The sequence below is a fragment of the Glycomyces sp. YM15 genome (genome assembly GCF_016918015.1).
Taxonomy (GTDB): Bacteria; Actinomycetota; Actinomycetes; order Mycobacteriales; family Micromonosporaceae; genus Glycomyces.
This window is the reverse complement of the sequence record NZ_JAERMK010000001.1, coordinates 470292-485183: the sequence shown is the minus strand read 5'-3', so window position 1 is coordinate 485183 and position 14892 is coordinate 470292. Positions and strand designations below refer to the sequence as shown.

At 71.5% G+C, this 14892-nt stretch carries 14 protein-coding genes; 9 read left to right on the top strand and 5 right to left on the bottom strand.

What is annotated here, in order from left to right:
- Nucleotides 1–29 precede the first annotated feature (29 nt).
- Nucleotides 30–446: a CBS domain-containing protein gene (locus JHY01_RS02225; RefSeq protein WP_205323948.1), complete on the bottom strand. Its 417-nt coding sequence runs from the start codon at nucleotides 444–446 to the stop codon at nucleotides 30–32.
- Between the two features lie 88 nt (nucleotides 447–534).
- Nucleotides 535–2373, bottom strand: coding sequence for a transketolase (locus JHY01_RS02220; RefSeq protein ID WP_374199467.1), 1839 nt, complete (start codon nucleotides 2371–2373; stop codon nucleotides 535–537).
- A gap of 207 nt (nucleotides 2374–2580) precedes the next feature.
- On the opposite strand from JHY01_RS02220, the gene JHY01_RS02215 reads away from it, so the two are divergent.
- From JHY01_RS02215 to JHY01_RS02200, 4 genes are all read left to right on the top strand, one after another.
- Complete coding sequence (locus tag JHY01_RS02215; RefSeq protein WP_205324050.1) at nucleotides 2581–3093, top strand: DUF4383 domain-containing protein; 513 nt, start codon at nucleotides 2581–2583, stop codon at nucleotides 3091–3093.
- A 620-nt stretch (nucleotides 3094–3713) separates the two neighbouring features.
- The gene (locus tag JHY01_RS02210) at nucleotides 3714–4046 is read left to right on the top strand and encodes a plasmid stabilization protein (RefSeq protein ID WP_205323946.1); all 333 of its coding nucleotides are present in this window, start codon (nucleotides 3714–3716) and stop codon (nucleotides 4044–4046) included.
- A gap of 23 nt (nucleotides 4047–4069) precedes the next feature.
- Nucleotides 4070–4591, top strand: a complete 522-nt coding sequence (locus JHY01_RS02205; protein WP_205323945.1) for a phage holin family protein — start codon at nucleotides 4070–4072, stop codon at nucleotides 4589–4591.
- The gene (locus JHY01_RS02200) at nucleotides 4588–5160 is read left to right on the top strand and encodes a hypothetical protein (RefSeq protein WP_205323944.1); all 573 of its coding nucleotides are present in this window, start codon (nucleotides 4588–4590) and stop codon (nucleotides 5158–5160) included. Before JHY01_RS02205 ends, JHY01_RS02200 begins: the two co-directional genes overlap by 4 nt.
- Before the next feature lie 183 nt (nucleotides 5161–5343).
- On the opposite strand, the gene JHY01_RS02195 is transcribed toward JHY01_RS02200, so the two are convergent.
- Nucleotides 5344–6189, bottom strand: a complete 846-nt coding sequence (locus JHY01_RS02195) for an SDR family oxidoreductase (protein ID WP_205323943.1) — start codon at nucleotides 6187–6189, stop codon at nucleotides 5344–5346.
- A 125-nt stretch (nucleotides 6190–6314) separates the two neighbouring features.
- Between JHY01_RS02195 and JHY01_RS02190 the strand changes: the two genes are divergently transcribed.
- The 4 genes from JHY01_RS02190 (at nucleotide 6315) to araA (ending at nucleotide 10898) form a co-directional block, all read left to right on the top strand.
- A complete protein-coding gene (locus JHY01_RS02190) occupies nucleotides 6315–6731 on the top strand; it encodes a DUF2267 domain-containing protein (RefSeq protein WP_205323942.1) in 417 nt (138 codons plus the stop codon).
- A 316-nt stretch (nucleotides 6732–7047) separates the two neighbouring features.
- On the top strand, nucleotides 7048–8712 hold the full coding sequence (araB, locus tag JHY01_RS02185; protein WP_205323941.1) for a ribulokinase: 1665 nt from the start codon (nucleotides 7048–7050) through the stop codon (nucleotides 8710–8712).
- Nucleotides 8709–9398 (top strand): L-ribulose-5-phosphate 4-epimerase, encoded by a 690-nt coding sequence (locus JHY01_RS02180; RefSeq protein ID WP_205323940.1) that lies wholly within the window; start codon nucleotides 8709–8711, stop codon nucleotides 9396–9398. The genes araB and JHY01_RS02180 overlap by 4 nt, the downstream gene beginning before the upstream one ends.
- A gap of 3 nt (nucleotides 9399–9401) precedes the next feature.
- Nucleotides 9402–10898: an L-arabinose isomerase gene (gene araA / locus JHY01_RS02175; protein WP_205323939.1), complete on the top strand. Its 1497-nt coding sequence runs from the start codon at nucleotides 9402–9404 to the stop codon at nucleotides 10896–10898.
- Between the two features lie 57 nt (nucleotides 10899–10955).
- Here araA and JHY01_RS02170 read toward each other — a convergent pair whose 3' ends face one another.
- A complete protein-coding gene (locus JHY01_RS02170) occupies nucleotides 10956–11807 on the bottom strand; it encodes a type II CAAX prenyl endopeptidase Rce1 family protein (RefSeq protein WP_205323938.1) in 852 nt (283 codons plus the stop codon).
- Nucleotides 11808–12196: 389 nt separating this feature from the next.
- Complete coding sequence (locus JHY01_RS02165) at nucleotides 12197–13366, bottom strand: ROK family transcriptional regulator (protein ID WP_205323937.1); 1170 nt, start codon at nucleotides 13364–13366, stop codon at nucleotides 12197–12199.
- A 152-nt stretch (nucleotides 13367–13518) separates the two neighbouring features.
- On the opposite strand from JHY01_RS02165, the gene JHY01_RS02160 reads away from it, so the two are divergent.
- Nucleotides 13519–14754, top strand: coding sequence for an MFS transporter (locus tag JHY01_RS02160; protein ID WP_307814158.1), 1236 nt, complete (start codon nucleotides 13519–13521; stop codon nucleotides 14752–14754).
- The last annotated feature ends 138 nt before the right edge of the window (nucleotides 14755–14892 follow it).

The following is a 14892-nucleotide window of genomic DNA, read 5'->3' as shown; positions in this document are numbered from 1 at the left end:
CGACCCAGTGGCTCCCGGGCCGACCGAGGTCAGGCCTTGATGGCGCCCACGAGGTCGCCGGTGACCGATTCGGGCATGCGGTGGGCGATGTCCCCGATGGAGATGATGCCCACGAGCCGGCCCTGGTCGATCACGGGCAGCCGGTTGATCTGGTGCTCCTTCATCTTGGCGATGGTGATGTCGACGTCCTCGTTGGCGTCGGCCAGGAACAGGTGGCCCTGCGGCAGCCGGTCGACCGTGTAGGTCTCGGGGTCGTGGCCCTTCGCCATGACCTGCAGGACCAGGTCCCGGTCGGTGACCATGCCGTGGAGCTTGTCGTCCTCTGCGCCGCAGATCGGCATCGAGCCGACGTCCAGCTCGGCCATCATCCGGGCCGTGTTGGCGGCCGTGTCATTGCTCTTGATGCAGGTGCATCCGGTGTGCATGAGGTCGCGTGCGGTTGCCATGCTGTTCGTCTCCATTCGTTGGTCCGTTGTCACGAGTATCGATCGCGTCGTTGTTCCCTGCGGCGTTTTCCGGGTTCCCGATCCACGCTCAGGCCACGAGCCGCTGCGTGGCCCGCACGATCGCGGCCGCGTCGATCCCGGCCGCGGCCAGCTGCTCCCTCGGCCCGGCCGAGCCGGGCATGCCGCGCACGGCCAGCTTGCGGAAGCGCACGTCGGGGATCTGCCCGGCCACGGCGTCGAGGACGGCGTCGCCGAGGCCCCCGACCGGCCAGTGGTCCTCGACGGTGAGGACGCGCCCGGTGTCCGCGGCGGCCTGGCGGATCGCGGGCGCGTCGAGCGGCTTGACCGAGTAGGCGTCGATGACGCGGACCGGGATGCCCTCGTCGGCGAGGCGCTCGGCCGCACTGAGGCTCTCGGAGACGGTGATCCCGGCCGCGACGATCACGGCCCGGTCGTACGCAGAACCGACCAGGGTCCGGCTGCCGCCCACGGGGAACAGCTCGTCGCCCCGGTAGATCACGGGCGTCTCGGCGCGGGTGGTGCGCAGGTAGCTGATGCCCGGCAGGTCGGCCATCGTGGCGGTCAGGTGCGCGCACTGGTTCGCGTCGCACGGGTAGAGCACGACGCTGCGCCACAGGGCGCGGAACATCGCGAGGTCTTCGAGTCCCATCTGGCTCGGCCCGTCGGAGCCGATCGACACGCCCGCGTGGGAGCCGACGACGCGCACGTCGGCGCCGCCGATCGCGGCCATGCGCAGGAAGTCGTGGGCGCGGGTGAGGAACGCGGCGAACGTCGAGGCGTACGGGATCCAGCCCTGCGTCTGGAGGCCGACGGCCGCGCCGATCATCTGCTGCTCGGCGATGTAGCACTCGAAGAAGCGGTTCGGGAAGGCCTGCTTGAACGCGGCCGTGCGGGTCGAATCGGCGACCTCGCCGTCGACGACCACCACGTCGGGGTTCGCGTCGCCGAGCGCTTCGAGGGCCGCGCCGAAGCCGTCCCTGGTCGCGGCGGTACTGCCGACCGAGAACGAGGGCCGCGCGATCGGCCGGGTCGGCTGGGAGCGCCGCGGCTCGCTCGATCGGGGCGGGTTGACGCGGACGCGCGCCTCGCGCACGCCGCCGAGCTCCACGACGGCCTTCTCCGGCTCGTCGAGCGGTTTGCCGTGCAGGCCCTCCTTGTCCTCGGCCGCCGCGACGCCCCGGCCCTTGCGGGTCTTCGCGAGGATCACGGTCGGGCTGTCCTGGTTCTCGACCTCGGCGTACGCCAGGTCGATCTGCCCCGGGTCGTGCCCGTCGATCTCGATGGTGTGCCAGCCGAACCCGCCGATCTGGGCCGCGTACGCCGCCGTGTCCCACTCGTAGCGGGTGGGCCCGGTCTGACCGAGCCGGTTCACGTCGACGATCGCGCACAGGTTCCCCAGGCCGAAGTCCGCGGCGGCCGCGAACGCCTCCCACATGGAGCCCTCCGCGATCTCGCCGTCCCCGCACAGCACCCAGATGCGCGCGGGCGAACCCGAGAGGCGCGCGCCGAGCGCCATCCCGACGCCGATCGGCAGGCCCTGCCCGAGGGATCCGGTGGCCACGTCCACCCACGGCAGGCGCGGCGTCGGGTGGCCCTCCAGGTCGGAGCCCAGTCTGCGGTAGGTCAGCAGGTGCTCCTCGTCGATCGCGCCCGCGGCGTGCAGCATCGCGTACAGCAGCGGCGAGGCGTGTCCCTTGGAGAACACCAGCCGGTCGTTCCCCGGCAGGTGGGGGTGCTCGAAGTCGTAGTGGAGGTGCCCGGCCAGGAGGCCCGCCATGAGGTCGGCCGCCGACATCGACGACGTGGGATGCCCGGAGCCGGCGCGGGCCGACGCGCGCACCGCGTCGACGCGCAGCTGCTGGCCGAGCTCGGCGATGTCGCTGGTTCGGGCCTCGATCACGCTCACGGCTCCTCCAGAATGTCGGGTGCCTGAACGCGAGGACTACCCGTGCTCAGCGCCCCGAAACCGGGTGTCGGAGCGGCCCTCCCGGGTACTCGATCCCTGCGGGTCCCCGGGATTCCGCAGCGGGCCGCCACCCCTGACGACGCCCATAGGCGGGCGCGGCGGCCGCTCAACGCAGGTGAAGGAGGGAGAGCGATGAACTCGCACTCGATGTCCACCACCGGGCACCACTGGTGGGAGGCCGAGCGCCGCCGCACCACCGCCATACAGGACGGTGCGTCGGCGATCGGGCTCGTGTTCGTGGTGGTCGGCGTGCTCGGGTTCCTGCCGGGCATCACCCAGAATTTCTCCGGTATGACCTTCGCGGGGCCCGACTCGGAGGCGGAGCTCCTCGGGATCTTCCAAGTCTCGGTGCTGCACAACCTGATCCACATCGCGATCGGCCTCCTCGGGCTCTTCATGGCCTGGTTCGTGCGCGCGGCCCGCTGGTACCTCCTCGGCGGCGGCGTCCTGTACCTGCTGCTCGGCCTGTACGGCTTCCCCGTCCGCGACGAGCACACGGTGAACTTCCTGCCCGCCAACACCGCCGACGACTGGCTGCACCTCGTGCTCGGCCTGGTCATGATCGCGCTCGGACTGTTCCTGCACTCGAAGCTCCCCAGGGAGAGCGAGGCCCGCGGGGAGGGCGACTTCGGCGAGACCAACCGCGGCGCGGCGCGCTGACCCGCGCAGACCGAACGGCGCCCCGGGACGGATTCCCGGAGCGCCGTTCTCTGTGCTCCGCCGCCCCGGCACGGCAGCCCTCTAACGACCGCGCCGGGTGGCGGGAGTCCCCGCAAGCCGGGCCTGCCCGGACTGGGCTACCCGGAGGCCGTGGAAATATGCCGGGCCCCGCCCAGCGGTGGCCGCCGGGGCCGGGGCGGGCCGGCAGCCAGCCCGAAGTGGTCGGCGTCGCCGGAACGGGACGGTCGGTGACGATCGGGTGGTGCGACGACAGGCGCCATTCGCGTTCGCGCAGCCGCAGCGGCCCCGGCCCGTGCCCGTCCCGCAGCCGCGAGCCGGCAGCCGGACCGCCGCCCGCTCCGCCCGGAGCCGCTCCGCCGGCGCGATAGGCGCTTCACCACCCCCGGCGCGACGGTCGGCGCGATCACCGTCAGTCCTATTTCGATGGACTCGCGGGTGCTCGCCACCGGCGTCCCGTGCATGGCGTTCCCCGTTCGACCTGCGGCCGAGTACCCTCCGCGACCTTCCGGAAAACCGCGGGCAGGTTTCCCCCGAAGGCGGGCGGGGAACCCGAAGCGCATCGGACCCGGACGAAACCGGACACCTCGGAGGTGAGGTCGATGCCGCAGCGGCAGTGGACCGAGAAGGAAGAGCGCCAGTACCGGCACATCCGTGACCAGGCGGAGGACCGGGGCGTGGGACACGATCGCGCCGAGGAGATCGCCGCGCGCACCGTCAACAAGGAACGCGCCCGCAAGGGCAAGACCAAGACGGCCAGCCGCACCTCGACGCAGGACAAGTCGTCCTCCGAACGCGGCGGACAGCGATCGCACTCCGGTCCGAAGGGCCGCACCAAGGAGCAGCTCTACCAGGAGGCCCGCCGCAAGAACGTCAAGGGCCGATCGAAGATGAACAAGGCCGAGCTCCAACGCGCCGTCGACAGGCGCTCCTGAGCCCGGCGGAGAGAGGTGAGGACATGGAGGTCCGACACGACCCCGAGGCTCGGGCACGCGCCGCCGAGCACGAGCACGGCGGCTGGGGCAAGCACGACACCCACCCCCGCCAAGGGCCGGAACACGGCCGGCGCGGTTGGGGCCGCCGCGACCGGAACGAGCCGGAGCGCTCGGTCGGCGAGATCGTGGGCGACCTGTCGTCCCAGGTGGCGCACCTGGCCCGCGTCGAAGCCCAACTGGCCGCGCGCGAGATGGGCGACAAGGCCAGGCGGGGCGCGTTCGGCGGCGGCATGTTCGCACTCGCCGGCGTCATCGCGATCTACGGCGGGGCGGCGCTGGCGCTCGCGGCGGGCATCGCGCTCGCGCTGGTGTGGCCGGCGTGGCTGGCCGCGCTCGTGACGGGTGTGGCGCTCTTCGCATTGGCGGGGATCTTCGCGCTGGTGGGGCGCGCCAAGCTGCGCTCGGCCATGCCGCCGGTCCCTGACGAGACGATGGAGCACGCCCGGGAGGACGCCCGGGCGCTGAGAGGGAGGATGAACCGATGACCGGTATGCCGGTTCCTCCGGGGGGCATCCCGCCCGGTGTCGGCCTCGCGCCGCCGCCTTCGGTGTCGATGCCGTATTCGCCGCACTTGGAGGCGCCTAGCGAGGCGGAGGAGGAGAACCTGGTACGCCAGCGCGACTGGGCCTTCCAGGACGCCGAGGCGGATCAGTACAAGTCCACGTCGGACTTGAAGAGGGACGCCGAGCGGACCCGCGAGCGGGTCAACGACTCGGTGCAGGAGTTGCGCGCGCGGCTCGGGCTCGACCCGGATGCGGCGCATGCGCACGGGCCGTTCGCACCGGTGCGGCGCCACCCGTTCACGGTGGCGATCGCGGCGACGGGCGCGGCGGCGGCGGTCGTGGGGGTGCGCGTGTTCCGTGACCACCGCAAGGCCTCGAAGGCCGCGCGCGACGCCGCACGGGAGGCGGTCAAGGCCACCGAGCGCCGCCGCAGGGCGGCTCGCAAGGCCTCGCGCAAGCGCTGGGCCGCGGCGAAGGACGTGTTCGGTTCTGCCGCGACGGCCGTGCGGCGCCAGCGCAAGAAGACGATGAAGCGCCTCACCCACCGGTGAGGCGACGCACCGACAGCGGACCGGCGGGGCCAGGGCCCCCCGGCCGCCACACGCGGCCGTCGGTCCCCCGCCCGGGGGGGGCCCCCCCCCGCCGGGGCCCGGGGGGCCCCGGCCCCGCCGGCCCGCCTCTCTCGGCGTGCGTTCCGCCGCCGGGAACTGCCGCGGCGCCGCCCGTCCGATCGCTCAGCCGGGGACGGTCTCGCCGCCGAGGACCGAGATCACTTCGCCCGTGATGAAGGACGACATGCGGTTTGAGGCCAGGAACACGAACGAGGGCGCGAGTTCGTCCGGCTCGGCCGGGCGGCCCAGCGGCACGTTCTCGCCGAAGCCCTCCACATGGTCCTCCGCCAGCGTCGACGGGATCAGCGGCGTCCACACGGGACCGGGTGCGACGCAGTTGACGCGGATGCCCCGCGGGGCGAGCGCCTGCGCCATCGAGTACGTCCAGGCGATGATCGCGCCCTTCGTCGCCGAGTAGTCGATGAGGGTCTTGTGGCCCCGGAGTCCGTTCACCGAGGAGCAGTTGACGATCGCGTCGCCTTCGACCATGTGCGGCAGCGCCGCCCTGGTCACGCGGTGGAAGCTGTGCATGTTGACGTTGAACGTGTGCTCCCACTGCTCGTCGGTGATGTCCTCGGGCTGCTTCACCGGCGTCTGCGTCGCGATGTTGTTGACCAGCAGGTCGAGCCCGCCGAGCGCCTTGACGGTCTGCTCGACCACGTCACGGCAGTGGTCGCGGTCCCCGAGGTCGCCCGGGAGCAGCGTGCATCGGCGGTGCTCGGCCTCGACCAGTTCCGCGGTGCGCTCGGCGTCCTCGTGCTCCTCCAGATACGCGATGGCGACGTCGGCGCCCTCCTTCGCGAAGGCGACCGCGACGGCCCGTCCGATCCCGGAGTCGCCGCCGGTGACGAGCGCCCGCCGGTCCTTGAGAAGTCCGCGGCCCTCGTAGCCCTCCATGGCGTCCTTGGGCTTCGGGGTCATCTCCTCGGTCCGCCCCGGAGGTTCCTGCTGCTGTGCCGGCTTGCTCATCGCTCTCCCCTTCCGGTCCGCCCGGCCGCCGTTCGGCCGCATGCACGCGCCGGATACCCCGCCTGTCACCGCGTGTAACCGCCGCCCGCGCCGGGTACCCGTCGCCCGCACCCAGGGAGGCAGCCATGCAGCACGACCAGTTCATCGGACAGCTCCAGGCCCGGGCACACCTGTCGAGCCGCGGCGAGGCCGAGCGCGCCGCGCGGGCCACGCTGGAGACGCTCGGCGAGCGCATCACCGACCAGCTCGCACACAAGCTCGCCTCGCAACTGCCTCCGGAGATCGGCGAGCACCTTCACCGGTACTCGGCGCCGGACGGCCACGGCACCGGCGAGCACTTCGGCTTCAACGAGTTCGCCCACCGCGTCGCCGAACGCGAGCATGCCAAGGAGCCCGAAGCGGTCTTCCACGCCCGCGCGGTCTTCGAGCTGCTCGGCGAGGGCACGACCGGCGGGATCATGGACCACGTCCGCGAGTCCCTGCCGCCGGACCTGCGGCCGCTCGTGGACGCCGGCAGCCGCGGCGGCCTCAACCACGGCTAGCATCCGCGGTCGGGCGTCAGCGCGCCGCCGGCCACGGCCGACGCGCCCCCTCGGACGACCCCTTCGAGTCGCGTCCGTCACACTCGAAGACGCACTTGCGGTTCGGGCGCGTCGGAATCGATCCGGTTTTTCCGGTTCGGGTCCCCGCCTTGCCGGACCACTGCTGGTACCGAACGTGTGAATGCGTTAGGTTGTTGGGGATCCAACTCTGTGCATACGCCGCCTTCACGCGGTGGAACAGCATCATGTGAGCGATCACTTCTTACTTGAGGACCTCGACGAACGCGTCGAAAACGAGCACCCCAAAGGAGGCGCAATGTCAGGCAGCGACAACGATGCCGTTGCTATCGGGATCGACTTCGGCACCCTGTCAGGCCGGGTCGTCGTCGCGTCGGTCGCCGATGGCCGCGAACTGGCCAGTGCCGAGCACGTCTACGAGCACGGCGCGATCGAGGAGGCCCTCCCGGGCTCCGGCGTCCGCCTGGGCCGCAGCTGGGCGCTCCAGTCGCCCAAGGACTGGGTCGACGTGCTCCGCAACGCCGTCCCCGCCGCGCTGGCCGCCGCCGGCGTCAGCCCTGACCAGGTCATCGGCGTCGCCACCGACTTCACCGCGTGCACGATCCTCCCGACCACCGCCGACGGCACCCCGCTGTGCGAGCTGGACGACCTCAAGGACCGTCCGCACGCCTGGCCCAAGCTCTGGAAGCACCACGCCGCGCAGGGACAGGCCGACCGCATCAACGCCGTCGCCGCCGAACGCGGCGAGTCCTGGCTGCCGCGCTACGGCGGCAAGATCTCCTCGGAGTGGGCCTACGCCAAGGGCCTCCAGCTCCTCGAGGAGGACCGCGAGGTCTACGACCGCGCCGAGCGCTGGATCGAAGCCGCCGACTGGATCGTGTGGCAGCTGTGCGGCGAGGAGACCCGCAACTCCTGCACCGCCGGTTACAAGGGCATCGTGCAGGACGGCGAACGCCCCTCCCGCGAGTACCTGGCCGCGCTGAACCCCGACTTCGCCGACTTCAACGCCAAGATGGAGCACCCGCTCCTGCCGCTGGGCGACAAGGCCGGCGAGCTCACCGCGCAGGCCGCCGAGTGGACCGGCCTGAACCCGGGCACCGTCATCGCCGCCGGCAACGTGGACGCGCACGTCACCGCCGCCTCCGCGAAGGCCGTCGGCCCCGGCCAGATGGTGGCCATCATGGGCACCAGCACCTGCCACGTCGTCAACGGCGAGAACCTGACCGAGGCCCCCGGCATGTGCGGCGTCGTCCGCGACGGCATCACCAAGGGCCTGTGGGGCTACGAAGCCGGGCAGTCCGGTGTCGGCGACATCTTCGCGTGGTTCACCAAGAACGGCGTCCCCGGCGAGTACACCGCCGAGGCCGAGAAGCGCGGCATCTCGATCCACCAGTACCTGACCGAGCTCGCCGAGCAGCAGGCCGTCGGCCAGCACGGCCTCGTCGCGCTCGACTGGCACTCCGGCAACCGCTCCGTCCTGGTCGACCACGACCTCCACGGCGTCATCCTCGGCCTGGGCCTGCAGTCCAAGCCCGAGGACATCTACCGGGCGCTGGTAGAGGCCACCGCGTTCGGCACCCGCATGATCGTGGAGACCCTCGTCAAGGCGGGCGTCCCGATCGAGGAGTTCGTCGCGGCCGGCGGCCTGCTGAAGAACAAGTGGCTCATGCAGACCTACTCGGACGTGCTGCGCATGCCGATCACGGTCCTCACCTCCCAGCAGGGCCCGGCCCTGGGCTCGGCGATCCACGCCGCCGTCGCGGCGGGCGCCTACCCGGACATCTACGCCGCCTCGGAGGCCATGGGCAAGGTCGAGCGCAACGCCTACGTCCCCGACCAGGCCCGCGCCGACGCCTACGACGAGCTGTACGCCGTCTACGAGGAGCTGCACGACCACTTCGGCCGCGGCGGCTCGCGCGCACTGCACACGCTGCACAAGATCGCCACGGAGGCAACGAAATGAGCTTCAAGACGACTGCGGCCGTCGAGGAGATGAAGGTCAAGGTGTGCGATCTGCACGCCGAGCTCCTGCGCTGGGGCCTGGTGACCTGGACGAGCGGGAACGTCTCGGGCCGCGTCCCGGGCACCGACCTCATCGTCATCAAACCGAGCGGCGTCTCCTACGACGACCTCAAGCCCGAGCTGATGGTCGTCACCGACCTCGAGGGCGAGATCCTCGACGGCGAGCTCGCGCCGTCCTCGGACGCGGAGAGCCACAACGTGGTCTACCAGCGGATGCCCGAGGTCGGCGGCGTCGTCCACACGCACAGCCCGTACGCGACCGCGTGGGCCGCGCGCGCCGAGCCGATCCCGTGCGTGATCACGGCGATGGCCGACGAGTTCGGCGGCGAGATCCCGCTGGGCCCGTTCGCCCGCATCGGCTCCGACGCCATCGGCAAGGGCATCGTGGAGACCCTGCAGGGCCACCGCTCCCCGGCGGTCATCATGCAGAACCACGGCGTGTTCACCATCGGCAAGGACCCCAAGGCCGCCGTGAAGGCCGCCGTCATGGCCGAGGACGTGGCCCGCACCGTCCACATCTCGCGCCAGCTCGGCGAGCCGGTCCCGATCCCGCAGGCGGACATCGACAAGCTCTACGACCGCTACCAGAACGTCTACGGCCAGCAGCCGTCCCCCAAGGAGCAGTAAGCAATGGAAACCAAGGAACTCTGGTTCGTCACCGGCAGCCAGCACCTGTACGGGCCCGAGGCCATCGAGCAGGTCGCCCAGAACTCGGCCGACATCGTCGCCGGTCTCGACGGCGCCGCCGCGATCCCGGTCAAGGTCGTCGCCAAGCCGGTCCTGACCACGCCCGACGAGATCCGGAAGGTGCTGCTGGAGGCCAACGCCTCGGACTCGTGCATCGGCGTGATCGCCTGGATGCACACGTTCTCGCCCTCGAAGATGTGGATCTCCGGGCTCGGCGTGCTCCAGAAGCCGCTGCTGCACCTGCACACGCAGCACAACCGCGACCTGCCGTGGGCCGACATCGACATGGACTTCATGAACCTGAACCAGGCCGCCCACGGCGACCGCGAGTTCGGGTACATGCTCACCCGCATGCGCCACCGCCGCAAGACCGTCGTGGGCCACTGGGCCGACGAGCAGGTCCAGCAGCGCGTGGGCAACTGGGCGCGTGCCGCGCTGGGCTGGAACGAGGCCCAGAACCTCAAGCTGATCCGCTTCGGCGACAACATGCGGTACGTCGGCGTGACCGAGGGCGACAAGACCGAGGCGCAGATCCGCCTCGGCGTCGAGGTGAACACCTACGGCGTGAACGAGCTCGCCGAGCGCGTCGCGACCATCGAGGACAAGGCCGTCGACGACCTCGTGCAGGTCTACGAGACCGACTACGACGTGGTGCCCGAGCTGCGCGCCGGCGGCGACCGCCACGAGTCGCTGCGCGACGCGGCCCGCATCGAGCTGGCGCTGCGCTCGGTCCTGGAGGAGCACGGCGCGAAGGCGTTCACCGACACCTTCGAGGACCTGGGCACGCTCAAGCAGCTCCCGGGCATCGCGGTGCAGCGCCTCATGGCCGACGGCTACGGCTTCGGCGGCGAAGGCGACTGGAAGACCTCGATCCTGGTGCGCCTCATGAAGGTCATGGCCACGGGCCTCGAGGGCGGCACGTCCTTCATGGAGGACTACACCTACAACCTGGGCGCCGAGTCCCCGCAGATCCTCGGCGCGCACATGCTCGAGGTGTGCCCGACGATCGCGTCCGAGCAGCCGAAGGCGGAGATCCACCCGCTCGGCATCGGCGGCAAGGAGGACCCGGTGCGCCTGGTCTTCACCGCTCCGCCCGGCCCGGCGATCTGCGTGGGCATGATGGACCTCGGTACCCGGCTGCGCTTGGTGGCCAACGAGGTCAACACCGTCGAACCCGACGAGGACCTGCCGAACCTGCCGGTGGCGCGGGCCGTGTGGGAGCCGCTGCCGGATCTCCAGACCTCCGCCGAGTCCTGGCTGACCGCGGGCGGGCCGCACCACACCTCGTTCACGCAGGCGTACGGCCGCGAGGTCCTGGAGGACTTCGCCGAGATCGCCGGCATCGAGCTGGTCGTGATCGGCGAGGGCACCAACGCCCGCGAGTTCAAGCAGGAACTCCGCTGGAACCAGGTCTACCACCACCTCGAGGGCGGCATCTAGCAAGCGACGCAAGACAAAACGACGAGGGGCGGGCCCGTTTTCGGCCCGCCCTTTTCCCTATCGGGGCCCGCGCCACCCCAGGCGCCCGCGTGTCGCGGCGACCAGGACGACGGCGAGGATCGTGAACGCCGCAAGCTGCACGCCCTCGTAGCGGAGGTCGTTCTCCACGCCGGGGAACAGCACCGGCAGCAGCGACACGTTGCAGAACGTGTGCGCGATGATCGCGATCGGCCCGCTGCCGTCGCTGCGGTTGTACAACCAGGTGAACAGGTACGCGATCGCGACCGTGAAGCCGAGGAACACCAGGTACGGGACGACCGTGGAGGCGAGGTCGCTCCCGGCGTGGTTGTAGCCCTCGATCAGGAACAGCGGCAGGTGCCACAGGCCCCACAGCAGCCCGAGCACGAGCGTGCCGAGGACCGGCCCGAACCGCTCCTGGAGCCGCGGTGTGGCGAAGTTCCGCCACCCGGGCTCCTCCCCGAGCGGCCCGCCGACGACGAGCACGAGGACGAAGGCGAACGCCCATCCGCCCAGGGCTCCGGGATCGGGCTGGAACGCCGCCGCGGCCCCGGGCAGCGGGAGGACGCACAGCATCAGCAGCGCGGGCAGGCCGAGCGCGGCCGCGGCATACCAGCGCGGGGCCACCCGCCAGCGGACGAGGTCGCGTAGAAGGCCGCGCACGCCGGCGCGTCCTTCGGTGGCCGCCGTGACGGCGAAGGCCGCTGCGAACGGCCCGATGAACGGCGCCGCGAACATCCAGGGCACCAACGGCAGCCGCAGCACGAAGATGCAGACCAGCTCATACGCGAACGACGGTATGAACGACAGGACGAAGAAGCTCAGCAGCGGCCGCGCGGCGATCAGGCTGACAAGCGGGCGGCGACGCGGCGGGGACAGCGTCTGGACCATGTTCGGACTCCTCAGGGACGTAGGCGTGCGGTCCAGCCTGCGTCCCCGACCCCTTGCCGCACATCGGTCCTCGTACCGATAATCGCCCGGGCGGCATCCGCCTTTCGGCAGCGGACGAGCGCCGCCACGACCGCCCGAACCGCCTCGCTCACCCGCGGTCGACGTTGCACTCTTCCGAGTGGATTCCGCGCTCGCGCCGTCCTCTGCGGCCGGTTGCTGTCGCACCCGCCCGCCATGGTGGCCACCGGGTCCCCTTCTGGGAGGGTGGGGGTTCCGGACGGTTCGCCGGCCTGGACCTCCCTAGTGCTGACGCTCGTAGGGCTCAACCGGAAGCACGAGTGTCAGGCGGCAACACCTGACCTGCGGAAGTGCAGCCCCGCTCAGTCCGGTCAGCGCCTGCTCGCGAGGCGGGCCTTCACCCAGTCGGCGTTGAGGATGGCGTCCCAGGCGACCTCCGCCGCACCACGCAGCGGGCCGGCCTCTCCCAGCCTGCCGGCCGTGATCGTCGGCGGTTCATTCCGACGGAACTCCATCAGGGCTCGGGCGCAATGCGTTTCGATCACCTCGCGTCGCATGCGGATCAGGTCCACGCCGAGTCCTGAGAGGCTGATCGCCTCCGGGTCGAGCGCGTTCGCCAGCGCACCCAGGCCCTTCCCGAGCGCGGCCGCGTTGTCGTCCAGCGCCGAACCGGCCTCGGACTCTCCGGCTTCGGCCCGGCGCACGACCTCCTGCGCGAGCTCCCTGCCCGCCCCGTAGCCCGGCGTCTCCCCGAACCTTCGGATGAGCGCGTTCGCCCCCACGTCGAGGCTCCAGCACCCTTGCACGCCGCACATGCACTGCAGCGGCGATCCGCTCAGCGGCATGTGGCCGAACTCGCCGGCGGTGTTGTGGCCGCCGCGTTGGGCGTCGCCGGCGAGCAGCAGGGTACCGCCGATGTCGAAGTCGATGTGGAAGTGCAACGCGGTTCCCATGCCGCGCAACGCTCCCCGCCTCGCCTCCGCGAGGCCCGCCAGCCGGGCGTCGTTGTCGATCACGGTTCGCGGCCAGTCGGGGCCGATGAGCTCGTCGAGTTCGACTTCGTCCCAGCCGAGATGAGAGATGTGGAGCCTGTGGCCGTCGCGGATCGGCCCCGAGGTGGCGAAGCCGAGCACTGCCAGCCGCGGGGTCTCGTGCCGGGCCACGGCCGTGCGGATCTCCGCGAAGGCGTTCGGGGTGCGGTCGTGCTCGCCGGTCTCGAGTTCCGTGATCGCGCCACCGAGTTCGACGGCGGCGAGGGTCCAGGTGTCCTCGCGGAAGTCGACCGCGAACGCCAGGGGTCCTTCGGGATGCGGGACGAGCAGGGTCGTGGGCCGGCCGCGACCGCTCGTCTCGGCCGGGATCTCGTGGAGCAGGCGGGCCTGCTCGAGTTCGCCGACGAGGGCGGCGGCGGTGTTGCGGCCGATGCCGAGGAGGCGGGCGGCTTCGGCCCGGGTGAAGGGCTCGGCGGCGTCGTGGACGGCGCGCAGCAGTCGGACCTGGTTGCGGATGCGGAGGTCGGCGCTGGTCATCGTCTGGGGCATGCAGGGATTATGCCAGCTCCAAAATTTTTGTGTTCGGCTTGAACATAAACCTTGACGGCGCTCGTGCGACCTTGTTATGTTCGTACCAAGAACATAACTGGGCGGGTCGTCACCGGGCTCGCTTCCCCGAGACCGCAAGGACCCCAACGGCTGTGCCCACCGCAACGAACACCCAGGACCCGCTCGCCCTGCGCCGTGCCCGCATCGGCCTTCACGGCGCCTTCGCCACCTCCGGATTCGTCATGGGCGCCTGGGCCGCCTCGCTGCCCGGCATCGACGCCCGCCTCGGCCTCGGGGAGGCGAAACTCGGCACCGCGCTCCTGCTCATCCAGCTCGTCGGTCTCGGCTCGATGGTCCTCGCCGGCCGCATCGCCGACCGCGTGACCAGCCGCAGGCTGCTGCTGTGGACCGCCCCCGCCACGCAGCTCGTGCTCATCGCGCCCGCCCTCGCCCCGAACTACACCACCCTGCTCGCCTCCGCCGCCCTCTACGGCGTGGGCGTCGGCTTCATCGAAGTCGGCATCAACGCCCACTCGGTCGAACTCGAACAGCGCTACGGGCGCCCGATCATCTCCGCCTTCCACGGCCTCTGGAGCCTCGGCAGCGCCCTCGCGGGCGCCGCCACCGCGGTCGCCCTCGGCATCGGCGCCGGCGGCCAGACCGTGCTCATCGCCGTCGCCCTCATCAGCGCGGTCGCCATGGCCGCCTTCACACGTCCGCTGCTGCCGCCCCCGGGTCGAGACCACTCCGGCGGCGGCAGCGGAGCCCCCGTCCGCCGCATCGGCGCGCTGCTGCTCGCGGCCCTGTTCGTGCTCGGTCTCGGCGGGCACCTCATCGAGTCCGGCGCGATCGACTGGGCGAACCTCCACGCCGCCAACGTCCTCGAAGCCGAAGACGCCCTCGCGCCCCTCTCGTACACCGTCTTCGCCGTCGCCATGACCGTCTTCCGGCTCTTCGGCGACCCCATCCGCGCGAAGCTCGGCCCCGGCCCCACCCTCCTGTGGGCCGGCACCCTGGCCACCGCCGGGTACGTCCTCGTCCTGCTATCGGCCACGACCGGCGGTCTCCCCCTCGCCTGGGCGGGCTGGCTCCTCGCGGGCAGCGGCATCGCGATCATCGTCCCGGTCCTGTTCAGCGCCATCGGCCAAGCCGGAGGCACGCCCTCCAACGTCGCCCTCATCTCGATGTCCGGCTCCACCGGGCTGCTCATCGGCCCGGCCGCCATCGGCTACATCGCCGAGGCCACCAGCATCACGACCGGGCTCCTCGTCCCCACCGTGCTCGCCGCCTTCGCCGCGTTCGCCGGACCGCTCACCCTGCGCCGCCTCTTCAACGACCGCGCCCCGGAACCGAACGCCGCCAAGGAGGCCGCCTCGACCTCCGCGTGACCGCGGCGCACGTCACGCCCGGACCCGTCGCCCACGCGGCGGGCCCGCGCGTACACTTGCCAGCGCAGAAGGGGAGTAGCTCCCAACGCTGCGGTCGACATACTGGCTTCCTCCGGGTGGCCCGGCCGCACGGCCTCG

Coding starts and splice junctions, on each gene's coding strand:
- JHY01_RS02225 (WP_205323948.1), bottom strand. CDS start 446: ATGGCAACCGCACGCGACCTCATGCACACCGGATGCACCTGCATCAAG.
- JHY01_RS02215 (WP_205324050.1), top strand. CDS start 2,581: ATGTCCACCACCGGGCACCACTGGTGGGAGGCCGAGCGCCGCCGCACC.
- JHY01_RS02210 (WP_205323946.1), top strand. CDS start 3,714: ATGCCGCAGCGGCAGTGGACCGAGAAGGAAGAGCGCCAGTACCGGCAC.
- JHY01_RS02205 (WP_205323945.1), top strand. CDS start 4,070: ATGGAGGTCCGACACGACCCCGAGGCTCGGGCACGCGCCGCCGAGCAC.
- JHY01_RS02200 (WP_205323944.1), top strand. CDS start 4,588: ATGACCGGTATGCCGGTTCCTCCGGGGGGCATCCCGCCCGGTGTCGGC.
- JHY01_RS02195 (WP_205323943.1), bottom strand. CDS start 6,189: ATGAGCAAGCCGGCACAGCAGCAGGAACCTCCGGGGCGGACCGAGGAG.
- JHY01_RS02190 (WP_205323942.1), top strand. CDS start 6,315: ATGCAGCACGACCAGTTCATCGGACAGCTCCAGGCCCGGGCACACCTG.
- araB (WP_205323941.1), top strand. CDS start 7,048: ATGTCAGGCAGCGACAACGATGCCGTTGCTATCGGGATCGACTTCGGC.
- JHY01_RS02180 (WP_205323940.1), top strand. CDS start 8,709: ATGAGCTTCAAGACGACTGCGGCCGTCGAGGAGATGAAGGTCAAGGTG.
- araA (WP_205323939.1), top strand. CDS start 9,402: ATGGAAACCAAGGAACTCTGGTTCGTCACCGGCAGCCAGCACCTGTAC.
- JHY01_RS02170 (WP_205323938.1), bottom strand. CDS start 11,807: ATGGTCCAGACGCTGTCCCCGCCGCGTCGCCGCCCGCTTGTCAGCCTG.
- JHY01_RS02165 (WP_205323937.1), bottom strand. CDS start 13,366: ATGCCCCAGACGATGACCAGCGCCGACCTCCGCATCCGCAACCAGGTC.